Here is a 16,319-nt window from a genome sequence, read left to right as displayed (position 1 = left end):
ATCAGCTTTCGGAACCGGGTTCCTCCTCCGTCTCGGGGAGGTAGAGGAACCGGCCGCAGTTCTCGCAGAAGTACAGCCGGTCGTCCTTGAGCACGTCGTTGGCCTGCTGGGGGGTGAGCTGCATGTAGCAACCCTGGCAGGATCCGTCGACGGCCGGGACCACCACCCGGTCCTTGCGGTTGTCATAGATCCGCTGGTAACGTTCGAGGTTCTCCCCGTCCATCCCCGCCGCCGCCGCCACGCGTTCGGCGGCCAGATTCGCCAGCTCCCGATCGATCGACTCGATCTCGGCCCCGGCCTTCTCCTTCTCCGCGCCGAACTCTTCGCGGGCCCGGTCGAGGTCGGCTTCTATCCGGGTCAGCTCGTCGCGCTCCGCCTCGATCTGCTCCATGGCCTCGAGCATCTCGTCCTCGATCTGCCTGATATCGGCCTTGCATCCTTCGATCTCGCTCATCAGGGCCTGGTAGTCGCGGTTGTTCCTGACGTTGACCGACTGCTGCTGGTGATGCTGCATCTGGCCTTTCCTTTCGGAGACCTTGAGCTCCAGCATCTTCAGGGTCACCTGCCCTTGGTTGCAGGCTTCCTTTTCTCTCCGCGCCGCCGCTTCCTGCTCCGCGATGCGCCGGTCCAGCATTTCCAGGTGGGAGAGGAGCCCCCGTTTCTCCTCCTCCAGCTCGGACATCCGGATGTCCACGCTCTGGAGATGCAACAGTTGCCGGAGGTCGTCTCTCATTTCCTCTCCTTCGTTGAGCCGGCGCCGAAAGGCATGGCCGCATGGGCGATACTGGGTTCGAACCAGTGACCCCCTGGTTGTGATCCAGGTGCTCTCCCGCTGAGCTAATCGCCCGAACCTCGAAGGGCATACTAGGGAAATGCTTCGGGGAGTGTCAAGCACAGTTGTCGCCGCGGGCCGGGCCCCGGCGGAGGAGAAGGGACGCCAGTTCGGCCGGCCGGGAGAGCATGGCGTCGTGACCGGCGTCGATCTCCTCGACCGGAACGACCAACTTGGCCGCGTAGCCGCGGCAGACGCCGGGGGGCAGGTTGCGGTCGCGGCGGCAGACGAGGTAGCGGGAAAGGGACCCGACGCCGCGGGGGTCGAGTCGGGCGGGCGCGAAGTAGGGGGCGAGCGGCTGCGGGGTCAGCCGGGCGTAGGCCGCGCGGGCGGCGGCTTCGTCCAGGTCGTTGAAGAAGCGCTCCCGGGCGGCGGCGTAGGGAAGCATCACCGAACGCCCGGGGTCGGCCTCGGCCAGACGGCGATACTCGGGGACCCGTTCGGGCGCGATCAGGTCGATGACCCGCTCGCCCCGGTTTAGGACGAACGCGGCCACGAAGACGACCCCGCGGATTTTTCCGGGGTGGGCGGCCGCCAGCTCGGGAAGAAGGATTCCCGCCAGGGAATGGCCGACCAGCACGAATTCCTCGATCCCCTCGGACTCGATGAAGGCGGTCGCCGCCGCCAGGCAAGACTCGAAGGTCACGCTCGCCCGCGGCGTGGGATCGGCCCCGGCGCCGGGCAGGTCCGGGGCGTGTCCCCGGCAGCCGGCCCGCTCCAGTTCCCGGAGAACCTCTTCCCAGCACCAGGCCCCGTGCGAACCGCCATGGAGAAGGAGTACGTCGCCCCGGTAGGTTTCCATCTCCGGTTTCGCCCTAGGCGCGAGGCTCTTTTCTCCCCGCCCGGTAGAACGCGGCGCAGAGAACGACGCCCGCCGCCAGGCAGGCCCCGGTCAGGGTGTAGTAGCCCCCCAGGTCGACGGCGTAGTTCCCCGGGCTGTAGCTCCCCGGGCCCGAGGCGGAGAAGACCAGGTAGCCGATCTTGGGGAGCATGACCCGGGCGAAGATCCCGGCGGCGGTCAGGACCGCTCCCAGGAGCGCCAGCAGCGCCGACATCACGAACGCGGTTTTAGCCATGGTTTCTTCCTCCTTGTGATCATATTCCGGGCGTCTCCCGGCCGAAGTGGTTCAGGACCCGCAGCGCGCGCAGGGTGTTCCATTTGCCCGAGTCGGATCTGTAGTAGGTTCTGCCGGCCTGGGCCCCACCCTTCCATCGGCCGGTCTTCCGGCCCGACTCCTCGACGATTCTCAGCGCGGCCTCCAGGCGGGGATCGTAGCCGAACCCCGCTTCCCGGAAATAATCGAGGCAGCGCAGAATGTCGTACTTCCAGCGCACCGGGAAGACGTATTTCAGAAACTCGTCCTTGATGACCTCTCCGGTGGTCCGGGTCTTGTAGAGCTCATGGATGAGGATGAACTCGATCCCCTTCGCTTTCGCGGCTTCCAGTTCCCCCGCCCGACGGGATCCGCCGGAAGCCAGGTACCGTTCGATGCCCTCGATCACGGCGATGGTGGTGTGGAGGGAGCTGCGCGATGCCCCGCGGAAGTATTCGCAGTTCCAGCCGCCGTCGGCCATCTCCGTCTCGAGCAGAAAATCGACCGGCGTCTCCAGCAGCCGCTCCCCGAGGCGGAAGTAGCCGCCGATGGACAGGAGCATGCCGTTGACGCAGACGTCGCTGTATTCGACGGTCCGGGCGTAGTTGATCCCGCCGTCCTTCCCCCGGGGATGGCGCAGGAGCAGCTCCGCCGATTCCCGGCAGGCCCGGTTGTCCGGATCGAGGCCGAGCTGGAGCAGTTCGAAGAGGACGTAGTGGGTGCAGGTCCATTTGGGGCCGTAGGCGCCGCGGCCCCAGTGGCCGTCGGGGCCGCGCTTGTCCAGGAGCAGCTTCCCGTGGCCGGCGGCGGCGATCCGCGCCCGAAGCTCCCGGCAGCGCCGGGGCGCCCCCCCGAGGAGGTCGCGGGTCGCCTGGTACTCCAGGGAGGGGTCCGCGTTTTCCAACAGCCGGTCCAGGGCGCTCATGGCCACCGCCTTATCCGCCGCCCGGGAGGGCGGCCTCCGGTTCGCCTCCTTACATCGGGAACGGGTCGTAACTCCGGTACCTGCCGATCTCCGTCAGCCTGCCGTCGGTGAAGCCGAGATGGATGCTGTCGGTGGTGAAAGGGGTTTCGCTCTTGCGCATATACCACTCGTCGAAGGGGAGAATTCTCTCCAGTTCCTCCGGCGTAAGGTGCTTTATCGAGCGCCAGGCTAGATACAGCGGAGCCATCTCCATCCCCTCGTAACCTGGATGCTCCGCCAACCGGACCAGGACGGCGAACGTCTCCCGCGGCGACATTCCCCGGCGGACGGCGGGGAGCCCGTCCTTCTCCGGCCAGGCGTCGGGATACTCCGTGGGCCAGCCGGCGGACGTTTCCCGGGTCCGATCGATCTGCCGCAGATCGTTGTCCGGCCCGGTAAAGAAAAGCTGGACTTCTTTGGTCTCTCCGTCGGAAAAGCCCCGGATTTTCCACGAATCCCAATCGGCGAACACCTCCACGAACTTCTCCGGCGGCTGGTAGCCGAAGAGGTGGGGATAGACCCGATAGTATCCGTCCCGGTCCGCCCAGGGGGCGAGACCGGAGAACTCCCCCTCGGCGAAGAGTTCCCGGACGGCGGCGAAAGTCTGTTCCTTGGTCTCGCCCACGCGGAACCCGTAGGCTTCGCCCGAGCGGACGGTCTCGTTCTTTTCGAAAAAGGAGAGACAGGCATCCTTCACCGCCCGGGGGCCGAAAAACGCGAAGGGGAGAAAGATCCAGACGCCCGCGAGCACAACCGCCGCCGGGAGGACGATCAAGAGAATGGCGGCCACGGCTTTTCTCACAACCCCGTCCCCCGGGACGGACCCGTCCGCGGCTCGAGTTTTTTAATCAGGACGATCCCGCAGCCGCGCGTGGCCGGGTGGTCGGGAACCGGGCCCACGGGCTCGTCGAAACCGATCTTGCGGTAAAACCCCTCGGCCCGGGAGTACCGCCGCCGCACTCCCGCGAAGAGAACCGCCGCGCCCCGGGACTGCGCCCAACCGGCGACGGCGGCGACCAGAGAGGCGGCGGGACCGGTGCCCCGGAACGGGGGCGCAACCCACACGGCGGCCAGGTAGGCGGCGGACAGACCGGTTTCGTCCGCGAGGCCGACGGCCATCCCCGCCGGCTCGTCACCGGCGAAGGCGAGGAAGGTGATGGCGCTCTCCCCCCGGGCGCTCCGCTGCGCCCGGTCCCGCCAGAACCCGTCGGGACGGGCCAAGGACTCGGCGTAGGTTTCCGCGAACGCCTCCGGAGAATCCCGGAGCGCGGCCAGGCGCACGGCCTTCACCAGTTCCCAATCCTCGAGCCGAATACCGCGAACGTCGATCATGTTCCGGCCGTTCCTTTGCAACTGGTCCTATTCAACATACGTGAACCCGGGCGGCGCCGGAACGGGAGCGGACGGTGCGCGTGCCGGCGGGGGGTCGTACATGTTCAGATACAAGTCAACCGGTTCGGCCATCCCCGGGTACGTTACCCGGTAGACATCGAGCAGCCCCGCGCCGAAGGGGCTGTTGGGGGTCTCGAAAGGGCAGCAGCTCCCCGTCCGTTCGTAGGCGATCCGCTCTCCCCGGGGACCCCGCAAATGGTTCAGGTAGGCGCGTTCGTAGCGGGGACCCGATTCGAACGACTCCCCTCCCACCGGGATGGGGTCGTTTGCCGAAAGCCCGTACGCCGCCGGGGGCGGCGGCGGCGACGGGCGCGGATTCGCGGAAGTCAGGAACACGACCGTAAGAAAACCGCTCAATAGACTCATGTATATCTTCCGCCCAGATTATGTGGGGTTGTCCGATGGGGCCGGATCAAGCTCCGCCGCGCAAACATTGGGGTGGTGATTCCCGGCTGTCGCACCCCTCGACCACGATCGCCTTCGTCCGGGTCGCCCTCTCTCTCAGGGGCGCGATTTCGAGGTACTCCGGCGATCGGAAGCATCTCCGGACCAGTTCCTCGGTGGGAAACTCGATCAATACCACCCGCTCCGGGTTCCAACCGCCGGATATCGGGATAACTTCGCCGCCCCGGGCGAGGTACTTCCCCCCGTGTTTCGCCACGATCCCGGAGACTTTTCGAACGTACTCCGAGTACGTTTCGGCGTCGGCGACGTCGACCGCGATTATCAGATAAAACGGCATCGAGCATTCCTCCCTCTCCGTCCCGCGCGAACCGCCGCGACGAGGCCCCGGGGGCCGTCGTCATCCGGAGAAATCTATTGTCTATTATAGCAAGGGGACTCGGGATCCCGAAGAGCGTGCGTCGGTTTATTCATGGTTGATCCGTCTCAACAAATAGCCGAGCCGGCGGAACGACCTGAACAGAAGCGCATAATAAATCAGGGGAAAAACAACCATAAGCGGCCCGAATATAAGAAGGTTCGCGCGGATAAGCCCCGAATCGGCTCCGACGAGGGCGGAGACAATCATGGTGGCGACGATGGTGAGGGGGAGGCAGATGCAATATAACTTCAAGGCGACGGGCAACAAGAGAATGCTGAATCTTTCGATGAAGTTCTTCCCGTCGATCTTTTCGTTCGCCCGGAAGCAAAGCTTCATGCCGAAGTAGGTGATGAACATCGTGGCGATATAAAACGCGAATTGTGTCAGGAGATACAGTCCCGAAGGCTTTTCCCCGATTCGGGGACTGAAGAACGCCACCGTCGCGGCGAAGGGAGCGAAAACCACGGCGGGGATAACGATATATTTCGCCTTGACCCAGTTGTCGAGTGTTCCCGTAACCAACGCCTTTTCCAGCTTTCTCGACGAAAAAAGAATCATCTGAGCCTCCTTGAAGCGATCCCGGGAGCGGCGCAGGTTCGACCCGGTTCGGATTCGAGTCGCTCGTCTCGATGTTTATAGTAGCAGAGGGTTGTCCCGGTTGGCGACGTGCGATTGCAGCGACGCCGCCACCAGGGGGTTGACGGCGGCGGGGGGCAGCCCCAGGGCTTCCGCGGCCCGGCGGCACAGGTCCATCGGGGCGAGTTCCCCGGCGTTTTCGATCTCCCTGACGCAGCGATGGATGGCCTTGAGGTAGCCGATCCCCCGCTCGAGTTCCGCCTCGGCCCGGGAACCGGGAACGGGCTCGGCCCAGGAGGAAAGCAGCCAGTCCGCGTCCCTGACCTTCTTCAGTTCGATCAGGGAGTTCAGGGCGGCCGGCGCGTCTTCGTAGATGGGCAGGTCCCCCGGAAGGGCCAGGGCGTCGCCGCAGATCAGCACCCGTTCCTCCCGCGAAAACAGGGAAATCGACCCCCGGGAATGGCCGGGAGTGTGGATGACCCGCAGGCTCAGGCCCGGCTCCGGTTCGATGGTTTCTCCGTCCGCTACGACGGCGTCGACGGCGACCGGGCGGGCGACGAGGGTTTTGAACCCGGGCACCGGGCGCCGCGAGAACTGCTCGTCGATGTCCTCGATCCAGCCCTTTTCGGCCGGGTGGGCGGATATCCGGCAACCGGTTTCCTCCCGTATGGCCGCGGCGCCCCCGATGTGGTCGGCGTGGGAGTGGGTCAGAAGCAGCAGCTTGACCTCGCCGGGGGACCGGCCGTGTTCCCGGATAAACTCCAGGATCGGCTTCTGCGCGCCGGCCACGCCGCTGTCGATGAGGTAGACTCCCTCTTCCCCGAAGATGACGAACGAGTAGACGAACCGGGGCAGGTTCAGGCCCGGGGCGAGCGGGATCGAGAACCCGTGTTTCAGGGCGTGGACGTTCGGGGTGATGTTCACCGTCCGTCTCTCCGGCGTGGCTGCTTACGTTATCCCGTTATTCGCGATCGGCGGGTTTGGGCCGGTTGTCCCTTCCCTCCACCCAGCCGTTTCCGGCGTTCTCGAAATAGTCGAACCGGGGGATGTAGGGCTTGATGTCGATCAGAGGCGTCCCGTCGAGAACGTCGATGCCGCGCACCCTCAGTTCGTTCCCGGTTCGACCCTCCAGCCGGACGATGGACATGCCGATCCCGTTGGGCCGGCAGGGGTGCCGGGAGGCGAACACCCCGTGCCGGTCGTCGTCCAGAAACGTCGGCCGCGACAGCATGATCTCCCCCGCCCGGTCGAAGACGTAGAACAGATAGATGTGGGTGAACGACTCGATCGTCTCCAGGCCTTCCCCGTACCGCGGGAAGACCTCGACGCGGCCCGGGGCTTCGCTCAGGCCGGGCTGGATGGGGCATTCCTCCTTGGTGGCGAAGGGGGAATGGATAATGCCGATCGGTTCCACGTTGAACGTTTTCATTATCTTTCTCCTCGGCTCCCCGCCGGACGGTTCCCGGTTTCCGGCCGGGGAGCGGGAATTTTTCGGTAATTCCACATCGCTATCGGGACCGGAATCGTCCGGCCCGCGACCCCGATGACGAATCCAATGTCGTTTTCTTCGTCTTCAGTGTCCGCGCATCACGGGACGTCGAGCGACGGCGAGATCTCGTCGGTCAATTTCCGGATCCAGGCCGCCTTGTTCACCCGCGGCGCCCGATAGTCCCGGAACTTGTCGAGCAGCCCCGCGGGGCTTTCGTCGATCTGGATCATCTCCCGGTGGACCGGCTCGATGAACTTCTCTTCGACCGCGTGACCGAGGAATTCCATGAGCTTCCGGTAATACCCGCGGGTGTCGAGCAGGCCGCAGGGCTTGCGGTGGATCTCCAGCTGCGCCCAGGTCAAAACTTCGAAAAACTCCTCGACGGTGCCCAGGCCGCCGGGCAGGGCGATGAAACCGTCGGCCAGCTCGGCCATGAGGGCCTTGCGTTCGTGCATCGATTCCACGACACGCAGCTCGGGGAGCGCGGCATAGGCCACCTCCATCTCGACCAGCTGCCGGGGGATGACGCCGATGACCTCGCCGCCCGCCTCCAGCGCGGCCCGGGCGAGCTGCCCCATGATGCCGACCCGGGCCCCTCCGAAGACCAGGGTCAGGCCCCGGGCGGCCAGGGCCCGCCCCAGCCGGCGGGCGGCCAGGACGTACTCCGGGTCCGCACCCGGGCTGGAGCCGCAGAACACGCAGATTCGTTTCATCGCTCGCCCTCTCCCAGAAAACTACAGAATAAGCCCCTTCCCCGCCGTCGTTGAGCGTTTTTTCGGACATTTGTCCGAAAAAACGCTGAAAGACGGGGGGGTGAACCTCACCATGTAGGCATGTAGGGGGAGAAGAGGGTTCAGGGTTCAGGAGGGGAGCAAAGAGCATAGAGCAGAGTGCACCTACGCCACGGACCCTTTAGGGTTCAGGGGCCCCATTCCTCTCTCAATCAGAGTTAATCAGAGTAATCAGGTGCAAAAATCTCCAGGGGGCAACGTGGGGGACTACTGAATTCTAAATACTGTATTCTGAATTCTTTCCCTATCAGAGAAATCAGGTGCAAAAATCTTCAGGGGCAGAGTTCGACGGTCAGATCTTTGCTCTTTGCTTTCCAAGCCCCTGTTCAGCTTCGCGGGACGGCGACGCAGAAGGCGGCGATCCGGCGCACCAGGTCTTCGGGGATGGGCCGATCGTAAGGAAACCGGACCGTGCCCTTGCCGGACTCGAACTCCGCCAGTTCCCGGGAAAAGCGCTCGACGGCGGCTTCCCCGGGCCCGAAGCTGACGTGCGCCTTGTACGCGGCGAAGCCGAAGAGGACCCGGCCCTCCCAAAACACCGGCACCCCCCACTTGATCGCTTCCGTCCCCGCGGGCGCAACGGTCTTCAATATCCGATACAGGGTCCGCAGATGCGGCCTCGCCTCCGGCACGGCGGCCTCGATGTACTCCGTTACCGTGGTCGGCCCTTTTTTCGCCATTCCCGCTGCCTCCGTGTTTTTTTCAACCATCCGCCAGGATACGGCCGATGGCCTCCACGATTTCGTCGACGTCGTCGGGGGAGACCTCGGAAAACCGGATTTTCTGGGGGTAAACGATCACGTTGGGTCCGCCGTCGCAGAGCCCCATGCATCCCGACGTGGAGACCCTGACCTTCCCTTTCCACCCCTTCTCGGCGACGGCGGCCTTGAGCCTGGCCTTGACGAGCGGACTGTCGTGGTCGGCACAGGATCTTCGCGCTCCCCCCCGGTCGTTGGTGCAGACGAAGACATGCGCGACGTAAGGCGATTCGCTTCGCTCGATCATGACGGAACTCCGTTACTTGGTTTCGTATCTCGGCCAGGAGCGATCCCGTCGGCGGTTTTCAGATCACGGGGACGTCCAGGCAGCGCAGGTAGTCCTTCAGCTCGGGGATGCCGATAATTCCGAAATGGAAGACGGAGGCGGCCAGGAGGATGGTGGCCCCCGCTTCCACCGCCTCGTAGAAGTGAGCCAGTTCCCCGGCGCCGCCGGAGGCGACCACCTCGGCCGCAACCGCCCCCTTGATGGCCCGGATCACCGGCAGGTCGTACCCGGTCCGGGCGCCGTCCCCGGCCTTGCTGGTGGGGAGGATGACGGGTACGCCGTACCCGTCGACCCGCTTGGCCCACTCGACCGCATCGGCGCCGGTGGCGGTCCGTCCCCCGTCGATATAGACCTCGTAGCCCGAGGGAAGGGAGGCGTTTCGGTCCACGTCGATGGCCACCGTCACCTTTTCGGCTCCCAGTTCCTTGACCATCTCCTCGACCAGGCCGGGGTCTCTGAAAGCGGCGCTGCTCACCGAAACCTTGTCCGCTCCCGCCTTCAGGACCGCCTCGGCGGCGGTCACGTCGGAGATTCCCCCGCCGACGGTGAACGGCACGGTCGCGGCACGAGCCACGCGCTTGACCACGTCGAGCATAGTGGGACGTTCCTCCACCGTGGCCGTTATGTCCAGGAGCGCCAGTTCGTCCGCGCCGTTCGCGCAGTAGGCCCGCGCGCATTCCACCGGGTCACCGGCGTCCTTGATATCCACGAAGTGAACGCCCTTGACCACGCGCCCGTTCATCATGTCCAGGCAAGGCATGATCCTGACCGTCTTTCCCATTCAAGTTCCTCCCGGGTGCTTGAAATAGCGTTGTATAAGTCTACATCCTCCCGGCCGTGGGTTCCACCCCCGCAGTCCCGGGGATTTTTCCCGTGCCAAGCGAAGGGCATTGAGGATTCGGGGTTCAGGGAGCATTCTGCCATATGAAGGGCATGAAGGGGAAACAGCGGGTTCAGGAAGAGAAGGAGTCCACAGATTTACACAGATGAAAGAGACCCTCTCTGCACTATGCTCCATGCTTTATGCTCTTTTTAACCATAAAGGGCATGAAGCGGGAAAAGAAGAGGGTTCGGGGTTCGGGGGAGAGAAGCAGAGAGCATGGAGCATAGAGCATGGCGTAAAAAAACACCGTCACGGACCCTGGAGATTTTTGCACCTGATTACTCTGATTAACTCTGATGAGGGGGAGTAGCGGGTACAGAATATTTGAGGTCATTGCGCGCAGTCCCGCGTCTCGCGGGACGACGAAGCAATCTCCGGAGCAGTTCAAATATAAGGAGATTGCTTCGCTCCGCTCGCAATGACAGATTTACGCTATGCTCCCTGCTCTTCGCTTTCCCTATCCGTAGCAAAAAATGTCACAAAAGATGTGTGACAACTTTTGTGACAAAAAGGAACCGGCGCTCCCGCGCTTCTCCCCTCCCCCCTTCGTGCCCTTCATGGTAAAACTCCAGCCGGCTTGCTCTCTCCCCTCCTGAACCCCGAACCCTGAGCCCCAAGGGGGCCGTGGCAGAGGGGTTTTTCTCTATGCTCCATGCTCTATGCTCTATGCCCTATGCTCCATGCACTCTGCCCTATGCCTCCCCTTTATCGTAGAGCCCCCGGAGGCGGCCGTAGTCCTCCATGGTGTCGATGTCCTCCAGGACCTCGGGGCCGGCGTCGAGGTGGAAGACCGCCTCGGGGTGGGCCCGGACCACCTGGCGGGCACCCTCCCCTTCCAGACAGGCTTTGCGCAGCTCGGCGGCGAAGCGGCGGGAAAAGACGACCGGGTGGCCCCGGCGGAAGGCGTGGGAGGCGGCCACGATGTCGCCCCGGCCCTCCCGGTAGGCCGCGGCCGCCGCGCTCAGGACGGCGACGCCGATGAAGGGGGTGTCCGCCGGGAGGAGGAGCATCCCCGCCTCCGAGGGGAACCCGGGGTCGTTCAGGCAGCGATCGAGGCTCGCGGCCACGCTCGTCCCCATCCCCTCCCGGTAGGCGGGGTTGGGGACGATTTCAAGGGGGAGGCCGGCCAGGGCCCGCTTCACGCTTTCGGCTTCGTGCCCGACCACGACCAGCACCCGCCCCAGGCCGGCGGATAGGAGGTGGGCGGCGACGGTCCCGACCACGGAGGAAGCTCCCCAGGGAAGGAGGAGTTTCCCGGGTGGGCAGCGGCGGGAGAACCCGGCGGCGAGGACGACGCCCCAGACCTCCCTCTCCGGGGCCGGTTTCAAGAGCGGGAGGCGGCCAGGCGCTCCAGGCCCCGGGCGACCAGGAGCCCGGCCATCTCGTCGCGGTAGGCGGCGGTGGAGCGGATGTCGGCGATGGCCCGGGAATCCCCGGCGGCCAGCCGGCCGGCCTCGGCGATCGTCTCCGGGGTCAGTTCCTTCCCTTCCAGGAAAGCTTCGGCCGAGGCCGCGCGGACGGCGGTGACCGCCACCGCCCCCAGGACGATCCGGGCGGATTTCACCGCCGCGCCCGCGAAGGCGACGCGGCCGGCGGCGGAGACCTTGGCGATGGCCAGGGCCCGGCGCTGGCCGAGCTTGAGGAAGAAACCGGCCTCGTCCGGACCCAGGGGCGCAAAGGCGACCCCGACCACGACCTCCCCGGGCTCGAGGGCGGTCTTCTTCACCCCGAGCAGGAATTCTTCCAAGAGGAGGGTCCGGGCGCCGGCGGGGCCGAAGATCCTGACCTCGGCCCCCAGGGCCAGCAGCGGGGGGATGCCGTCGGCGGCGGGAGAGGCGTTGACCAGGTTCCCGCCGATGGTGCCCCGGTTGCGGATCTGGGGGGAACCGACCTCGGCGCAACCCTCGATCAGGAGGGGCGCGGCCGCGGCCAGAAGGGGGCTGGCGCAGATCCCGGCGTGGGTGACCGCGGCCCCGACGAAGATCTTCCCGTCTTCCTCGCGGATCCCCTCAAGCTCGGGGATCCCGGCCAGGTCGACCAGCCGGCTGGGCCGCGCGGTCCCTTCCTGGGCGCCGACCAGGATATCGGTTCCGCCCGCGAGGGGACGGGCTTCGGGGTCCCGGGAGAGGAGTTCGACCGCTTTCGCCAGATCGCGGGGACGGCTGTAGTCGAAGCGCATCAAGCACCTCCTCTCATCTTTTCGGCCGCGGACCGGACGGCCGCGAAGATCTTGGTGTAGCCCGTGCAGCGGCAGATGTTGCCGGAGACGGCCCGCCGGATCTCCTCGGGCGAGGGGTCGAGGGTGCGGTCGAGCAGCCCCTTGGCGGCCATGACCATGCCCGGGGTGCAGTACCCGCACTGGATGGCGCTCTCCTCGATGAAGGCCTCCTGCAGGGGGTGGAGTTCCCCGCCCCGTTCCAGCCCCTCGACGGTCACGACTTCGCGCCCGTCGACCTGGGCGGCCAGGACCAGGCAGGAGTTCACCGGCGCGCCGTCGAGGTGGACGGTGCAGGCCCCGCACTCCCCCCGCTCGCAGCCCGGCTTGGCCCCGGTCAGACCCAGGCGTTCGCGCAAAAGCTTGAGCAGGGTCAGGGCCGGAGGCACCGAGACCGTGGTTTCCTTCCCGTTGAGCCGGAAGGTGACGACGATTTCCTTCATAACCGTTCCCTCATGGCCGCCAATACCCGTTCGGGGGTAATGGGCAGCTCGGTAAGCCTGACCCCGACGGCGTCGTGGATGGCGTTGGCGATGGCCGGGGTGATGGGGACGGTCCCCGCTTCCCCCACCCCCTTGGCCCCGAAGGGCCCGGTCTTCTCCGGCTTCTCCACGATGATCGTCTCCTGCTCGGGGACGTCGAGGGAGGTGGGGAGAATGTAGGTGGTGAAACCGGTGTTGAGGAAGCGGCCCTCCCGGACCACCACCTCCTCGTAGAGGGTATAGCCCTGACCCATGACCAGGCCGCCCTCGCACTGGCCCTCAACCCCGTGGACGTTGATGGCCCGACCCATCTCCGGAACCGAGATGGCCCGGATCAGCGAGACCTCGCCGGTGCCGGTGTCCACGCCCACCAGGGCCATCTGGGTGATGTAGGTGTAGTAGTTATGGGGGAGCCCCTCCCCGTAGTCCTTGTCGGCCACCGCCATGATCGCCGCCCCGGTGATCTTGAGGGGGCGCTCGGCGGCCTCCGCCCGGGCGGCGAGGGCCGGGATGTCGACGCTCCGGCCCGGGTCGGCGGCGACCGAGACCCGGCCGCCGCCGTAGACCAGGTCGGCGGCCGGTACGCCCAGGACCTCGGCCCCCAGCTCGAGCAGGACCGGTTTGAGCCGGGCCACGGCGTCGAGGATGGCGTTGCCGTTGATCAGGATCGAGCGGGAAGCGGTGACGGTGCCCGAGTCCGGGGTCTCGAAGGTGTCCCCGTGAATCACCTCGATCCGGTCGATGGGGTACTCCAGAGCCTCGGCCAGCATCTGAGCGTAGGCGGTCAGATTGCCCTGCCCGATCTCGATGGCCCCGGTGCGCATGGTGATCCTGCCTTCGGAGTCGAACTCGAGGACGATGTTGGAGAAGTCGGGGATACCGACCCCGAGCCCGACGGCGTGCCACTCCGAGGCCACTCCCACCCCGTGGCGGCGGTGGGGGAAGGCGGCGTCGAGTTCGGCCTTGATCGCTTCCCGGCGGCGCCAGAGATCGTTCTCTCGGGCGGCCTCCAGGGTCTCCTTGATGCCGACGCTGGTGCGCAGTTCGTGCCCCAGGGCGGAGACGTCCCCGAGCTCCACGGCGTTGAGCAGGCGCAGGTCGATCGGGTCCATCCCCAGCTCCTCCGCCAGCCGGTCCAGCTCCTGTTCCACTCCGAAGACCACCTGGGGGGCGCCGAACCCCCGGAACTCGCCGCCCATGGCGTTGTTGGTGTAGACCGCGACCCCCAGAAAGTGGGAGTCGCCGTAGCGGTAGGGTCCCGGGGACGATTCCAGGGCCAGGTTGAGGACGGGGGCGGCGATGGTGTCGTAGGCGCCGGTGTTGGCCACGACCTTGACGTCGATGGCCCGCAGGGTCCCGTCGCGGCCGGCCCCGATCCGAAAGGTGGTGGTCATGGCGTGGCGCTTGGGCCCCACCCGGATCGATTCCTCCCGGGTCCAATGCAGGCGGACCGGCCTCCCGGTGCGCACCGCCAGCAGGGCCAGGTGGATCTGAACCGAAATCTCGTCCTTCCCTCCGAAGGCGCCCCCGGTGGGGGAGCCGATGACCCGGATCTTGAGGGGGTCCCAGTCCAGGCTGCGGGCGACCTGGAGCTGGTCCCGAAAGGCGTACTGGTCGCCGCACCAGATGGTGATCACCCCCGTCTCCGGGTCGTGGACGGCCAGGCCCCCCTCGGTCTCGATGTAGGCGTGCTCCATGAACTGGGTGGCGTAGGTCCGCTCCAGGACCAGCTCCGAGGCGGCCAGGGCCCGTTCCACGTCCCCTTTGAAGAGTTCCATGGTGTGCATGACGTTGCCGTTTTCGTGGATGGCGACCGCGCCCGGGGCCAGGGCCTGTTCCGGGGTGTCGATGACCGGCAGGGGATCGTACTCGACCTCGATCAGGCTCACCGCCCGTTCCGCGGTCTCCTCGTCCTCGGCCGCGACCAGGGCCAGGGCATCGCCGCGGTAGCGGACCCGGTCGACGCAGAGCACCGGCCAGTTGGGGGTGATGATCCCGAACCCGTTATGGCCGGGGACGTCCTCGTGGGTGAGCACGGCCGCCACCCCTGGAAGTTCCCGCGCCCGGGAGACGTCCAGTCGGACGATGCGGGCGTGGGCCCGGTCGCTCCACTTCACTTTACCCCAGAGCATCCCCGCCGGATAAAGGTCGGTGGAGTAACGGGTCTTCCCGGTCACTTTCTCCCGGGCGTCGATCCGGGGGACCTTTTTCCCGATATAGGTAAATTCGCTCATCCTTCCCCTTCGCCCGACCCGGGGCCGGGCCGGAGCCGCTCGCGCATATGGCGGCAGCTCCCTCCTGATTTGACGGCTACGATCTCGGCGAGAATGCTGACGGCGATCTCCTCCGGGGAGTCGTTCCCCAGTTCGAGGCCGATGGGCGAATAGACCCGGGGGTCGTCTCCGGGACGGATCCCTTTCGCCTCCAGGCCGTCGAAGATGGCCCGGACCTTGCGTTCGCTCCCGATCATCCCGATGTAGCGGGCCGGGGAGGCCAGGGCCCGTTCCAGGCATTCCCGGTCGAAAGCGTGCCCGCGGGTGAGGATGACCACGAACGACTCATCGTCGACGGGGAGGCCGTCCCAGGAGGCTTCGAAATCGATCAGGTGCCGGGAGAAAGCCCCGGGGAAGCGCTCGGCGGAGACGAACTCCTCCCGGTCGTCGGCGACGGCGAAAGAAAATCCGGCGGCCCGGGCCAGGACCCCCAGGGCCAGGCCGACGTGACCTCCTCCGAAGATGACGAGGGCGGGAGCGGTTCCGATGTAGTCCAGGTAGATGTCCTGGCTGCCGCCGCAGAGCATCCCCAGCCCTCCGGCCGCTTCCCGGTCCAATTCGAAGGAAAGGAGGCGCCCCCGGCGCTCGGCCAGCACCTCGTCCGCGGCCTCGATCACCCGAGACTCCAGCTCGCCGCCCCCGACCGTCCCCTCCAGGCCCCCGTCGGCGGAGCGGGCCAGTTTTTTCCCCGGCTCCCCCGGGACGGAGCCCCGGGCGGCCGTCACCGTCGCCAGCACCACCGCCTGGCCGGCGGCGCGCTTCTCCCGGATGAAATCGAAGATATCCATCAGTCCTCCGCCGGGACCCCCTCCAGGTAATGCTGCCAGGGGGGGACGGGGCTGGGAGCCGCTCCCTGCCGGGCCACGGCGGCGTCGAACTCCTCCCGGGAAAAGACCCCCTTCTCCAGAAGCAGCCAGATCAGGGCTTCCTGCCGGTAGTAGAGCCGGCGCGCGGTCTCGACATCCAGTTCCTTGAGCAGCCCCTGGCGGTTGCGCAGGAAATCCTCGTAGTCCCGGGCCAGCTCCCGGCGTTCATCGCTGACCTCGGCGGCCTCCTCGCCCACCACCCAACCCTCGCTCACCCGGGAAACGTCGATCCAGGGAAAGTTGTAGCGGGAGCTGAAAACCTGGCCGTAGACGATCAGGCGGTCCCCCTTGTCGAACCGATCCAGCTCCGGCTTGAGGGCGACGGGGGCGAAGAGCTGGGCCAAGACCCGGTCTCCGGCCTGGACCGAAAACCCGACGTAGTCTGCGGCGGAGCGGTAGACTTCCGGGTCCCCGATCCAGGTGGAATCCAGTTTCAGGAACCGGCACTTGAGCTTGATTTTGACCCCGATATAGTCGTCGGGGGTGACCCCCAGGCTGTCCGGGGACACCTCCAGGTACTCCCCGGGGAGGGAGGCCAGCGAAACCGCCAGCGCCAGAATCGGGCAAATGATATTCATCGATACAACCTCGGTTA

General features: G+C 66.1%; 21 protein-coding genes and 1 tRNA gene. All 22 read right to left on the bottom strand.

Annotation, left to right across the window (positions count from 1 at the left end; genetic code table 11):
- Position 1: 1 nt before the first annotated feature.
- Positions 2 to 733 (bottom strand): C4-type zinc ribbon domain-containing protein, encoded by a 732-nt coding sequence (locus PLZ73_06540; protein HOO77530.1) that lies wholly within the window; start codon positions 731 to 733, stop codon positions 2 to 4.
- Between the two features lie 42 nt (positions 734 to 775).
- Positions 776 to 847: transfer RNA gene (locus PLZ73_06535), tRNA-Val, on the bottom strand.
- Between the two features lie 40 nt (positions 848 to 887).
- Positions 888 to 1,634 carry an alpha/beta fold hydrolase gene (locus PLZ73_06530; GenBank protein ID HOO77529.1) on the bottom strand — a complete coding sequence of 249 codons (747 nt, stop codon included), beginning with the start codon at positions 1,632 to 1,634 and terminating at the stop codon, positions 888 to 890.
- Between the two features lie 13 nt (positions 1,635 to 1,647).
- The gene (locus PLZ73_06525; GenBank protein ID HOO77528.1) at positions 1,648 to 1,908 is read right to left on the bottom strand and encodes a hypothetical protein; all 261 of its coding nucleotides are present in this window, start codon (positions 1,906 to 1,908) and stop codon (positions 1,648 to 1,650) included.
- Between the two features lie 19 nt (positions 1,909 to 1,927).
- Positions 1,928 to 2,851 (bottom strand): hypothetical protein, encoded by a 924-nt coding sequence (locus PLZ73_06520; protein HOO77527.1) that lies wholly within the window; start codon positions 2,849 to 2,851, stop codon positions 1,928 to 1,930.
- 49 nt (positions 2,852 to 2,900) lie between these two features.
- Complete coding sequence (locus PLZ73_06515; GenBank protein HOO77526.1) at positions 2,901 to 3,692, bottom strand: hypothetical protein; 792 nt, start codon at positions 3,690 to 3,692, stop codon at positions 2,901 to 2,903.
- A complete protein-coding gene (locus PLZ73_06510; protein ID HOO77525.1) occupies positions 3,689 to 4,222 on the bottom strand; it encodes a GNAT family N-acetyltransferase in 534 nt (177 codons plus the stop codon). The genes PLZ73_06515 and PLZ73_06510 overlap by 4 nt, the downstream gene beginning before the upstream one ends.
- 27 nt (positions 4,223 to 4,249) lie before the next feature.
- Positions 4,250 to 4,648, bottom strand: a complete 399-nt coding sequence (locus PLZ73_06505; protein ID HOO77524.1) for a hypothetical protein — start codon at positions 4,646 to 4,648, stop codon at positions 4,250 to 4,252.
- Positions 4,649 to 4,694: 46 nt separating this feature from the next.
- A complete protein-coding gene (locus PLZ73_06500; protein HOO77523.1) occupies positions 4,695 to 5,024 on the bottom strand; it encodes a DUF1330 domain-containing protein in 330 nt (109 codons plus the stop codon).
- Positions 5,025 to 5,150: 126 nt separating this feature from the next.
- Positions 5,151 to 5,663 (bottom strand): hypothetical protein, encoded by a 513-nt coding sequence (locus PLZ73_06495; GenBank protein HOO77522.1) that lies wholly within the window; start codon positions 5,661 to 5,663, stop codon positions 5,151 to 5,153.
- Positions 5,664 to 5,738: 75 nt separating this feature from the next.
- A complete protein-coding gene (locus PLZ73_06490) occupies positions 5,739 to 6,605 on the bottom strand; it encodes an MBL fold metallo-hydrolase (protein ID HOO77521.1) in 867 nt (288 codons plus the stop codon).
- Positions 6,606 to 6,642: 37 nt separating this feature from the next.
- Positions 6,643 to 7,110: a tRNA (N6-threonylcarbamoyladenosine(37)-N6)-methyltransferase TrmO gene (gene tsaA, locus PLZ73_06485; GenBank protein HOO77520.1), complete on the bottom strand. Its 468-nt coding sequence runs from the start codon at positions 7,108 to 7,110 to the stop codon at positions 6,643 to 6,645.
- A 158-nt stretch (positions 7,111 to 7,268) separates the two neighbouring features.
- Entirely contained in the window at positions 7,269 to 7,883 is a 615-nt protein-coding gene (locus PLZ73_06480; protein HOO77519.1) for a TIGR00730 family Rossman fold protein, read from the bottom strand.
- A gap of 404 nt (positions 7,884 to 8,287) precedes the next feature.
- Positions 8,288 to 8,641 (bottom strand): DUF1801 domain-containing protein, encoded by a 354-nt coding sequence (locus PLZ73_06475; GenBank protein HOO77518.1) that lies wholly within the window; start codon positions 8,639 to 8,641, stop codon positions 8,288 to 8,290.
- Positions 8,642 to 8,663: 22 nt separating this feature from the next.
- Positions 8,664 to 8,966: a (2Fe-2S) ferredoxin domain-containing protein gene (locus tag PLZ73_06470; GenBank protein ID HOO77517.1), complete on the bottom strand. Its 303-nt coding sequence runs from the start codon at positions 8,964 to 8,966 to the stop codon at positions 8,664 to 8,666.
- Between the two features lie 58 nt (positions 8,967 to 9,024).
- Entirely contained in the window at positions 9,025 to 9,786 is a 762-nt protein-coding gene (locus PLZ73_06465; GenBank protein ID HOO77516.1) for an imidazole glycerol phosphate synthase cyclase subunit, read from the bottom strand.
- Positions 9,787 to 10,580: 794 nt separating this feature from the next.
- Complete coding sequence (locus PLZ73_06460) at positions 10,581 to 11,216, bottom strand: nucleotidyltransferase family protein (protein HOO77515.1); 636 nt, start codon at positions 11,214 to 11,216, stop codon at positions 10,581 to 10,583.
- Complete coding sequence (locus tag PLZ73_06455; protein HOO77514.1) at positions 11,213 to 12,067, bottom strand: xanthine dehydrogenase family protein subunit M; 855 nt, start codon at positions 12,065 to 12,067, stop codon at positions 11,213 to 11,215. Before PLZ73_06455 ends, PLZ73_06460 begins: the two co-directional genes overlap by 4 nt.
- Positions 12,067 to 12,546 carry a (2Fe-2S)-binding protein gene (locus tag PLZ73_06450; protein ID HOO77513.1) on the bottom strand — a complete coding sequence of 160 codons (480 nt, stop codon included), beginning with the start codon at positions 12,544 to 12,546 and terminating at the stop codon, positions 12,067 to 12,069. Before PLZ73_06450 ends, PLZ73_06455 begins: the two co-directional genes overlap by 1 nt.
- A complete protein-coding gene (locus PLZ73_06445; protein HOO77512.1) occupies positions 12,543 to 14,819 on the bottom strand; it encodes a molybdopterin-dependent oxidoreductase in 2,277 nt (758 codons plus the stop codon). Before PLZ73_06445 ends, PLZ73_06450 begins: the two co-directional genes overlap by 4 nt.
- Positions 14,816 to 15,646: an XdhC/CoxI family protein gene (locus PLZ73_06440; GenBank protein ID HOO77511.1), complete on the bottom strand. Its 831-nt coding sequence runs from the start codon at positions 15,644 to 15,646 to the stop codon at positions 14,816 to 14,818. Before PLZ73_06440 ends, PLZ73_06445 begins: the two co-directional genes overlap by 4 nt.
- Entirely contained in the window at positions 15,646 to 16,302 is a 657-nt protein-coding gene (locus PLZ73_06435) for a hypothetical protein (GenBank protein HOO77510.1), read from the bottom strand. The genes PLZ73_06440 and PLZ73_06435 overlap by 1 nt, the downstream gene beginning before the upstream one ends.
- Positions 16,303 to 16,319 lie beyond the last annotated feature (17 nt).

The organism is bacterium (assembly GCA_035380285.1).
Classification (GTDB): domain Bacteria; phylum Auribacterota; class Erginobacteria; order Erginobacterales; family DAOSXE01; genus DAOSXE01.
Note: the sequence above shows the minus strand (reverse complement) of the source record. Positions and strands in the feature narration are given on the sequence as shown.

Coding starts and splice junctions, on each gene's coding strand:
- PLZ73_06445 (HOO77512.1), bottom strand. CDS start 14,819: ATGAGCGAATTTACCTATATCGGGAAAAAGGTCCCCCGGATCGACGCC.
- PLZ73_06530 (HOO77529.1), bottom strand. CDS start 1,634: ATGGAAACCTACCGGGGCGACGTACTCCTTCTCCATGGCGGTTCGCAC.
- PLZ73_06455 (HOO77514.1), bottom strand. CDS start 12,067: ATGCGCTTCGACTACAGCCGTCCCCGCGATCTGGCGAAAGCGGTCGAA.
- PLZ73_06500 (HOO77523.1), bottom strand. CDS start 5,024: ATGCCGTTTTATCTGATAATCGCGGTCGACGTCGCCGACGCCGAAACG.
- PLZ73_06465 (HOO77516.1), bottom strand. CDS start 9,786: ATGGGAAAGACGGTCAGGATCATGCCTTGCCTGGACATGATGAACGGG.
- PLZ73_06440 (HOO77511.1), bottom strand. CDS start 15,646: ATGGATATCTTCGATTTCATCCGGGAGAAGCGCGCCGCCGGCCAGGCG.
- PLZ73_06520 (HOO77527.1), bottom strand. CDS start 2,851: ATGAGCGCCCTGGACCGGCTGTTGGAAAACGCGGACCCCTCCCTGGAG.
- PLZ73_06480 (HOO77519.1), bottom strand. CDS start 7,883: ATGAAACGAATCTGCGTGTTCTGCGGCTCCAGCCCGGGTGCGGACCCG.
- PLZ73_06495 (HOO77522.1), bottom strand. CDS start 5,663: ATGATTCTTTTTTCGTCGAGAAAGCTGGAAAAGGCGTTGGTTACGGGA.
- PLZ73_06475 (HOO77518.1), bottom strand. CDS start 8,641: ATGGCGAAAAAAGGGCCGACCACGGTAACGGAGTACATCGAGGCCGCC.
- tsaA (HOO77520.1), bottom strand. CDS start 7,110: ATGAAAACGTTCAACGTGGAACCGATCGGCATTATCCATTCCCCCTTC.
- PLZ73_06505 (HOO77524.1), bottom strand. CDS start 4,648: ATGAGTCTATTGAGCGGTTTTCTTACGGTCGTGTTCCTGACTTCCGCG.
- PLZ73_06510 (HOO77525.1), bottom strand. CDS start 4,222: ATGATCGACGTTCGCGGTATTCGGCTCGAGGATTGGGAACTGGTGAAG.
- PLZ73_06435 (HOO77510.1), bottom strand. CDS start 16,302: ATGAATATCATTTGCCCGATTCTGGCGCTGGCGGTTTCGCTGGCCTCC.
- PLZ73_06470 (HOO77517.1), bottom strand. CDS start 8,966: ATGATCGAGCGAAGCGAATCGCCTTACGTCGCGCATGTCTTCGTCTGC.
- PLZ73_06525 (HOO77528.1), bottom strand. CDS start 1,908: ATGGCTAAAACCGCGTTCGTGATGTCGGCGCTGCTGGCGCTCCTGGGA.
- PLZ73_06450 (HOO77513.1), bottom strand. CDS start 12,546: ATGAAGGAAATCGTCGTCACCTTCCGGCTCAACGGGAAGGAAACCACG.
- PLZ73_06540 (HOO77530.1), bottom strand. CDS start 733: ATGAGAGACGACCTCCGGCAACTGTTGCATCTCCAGAGCGTGGACATC.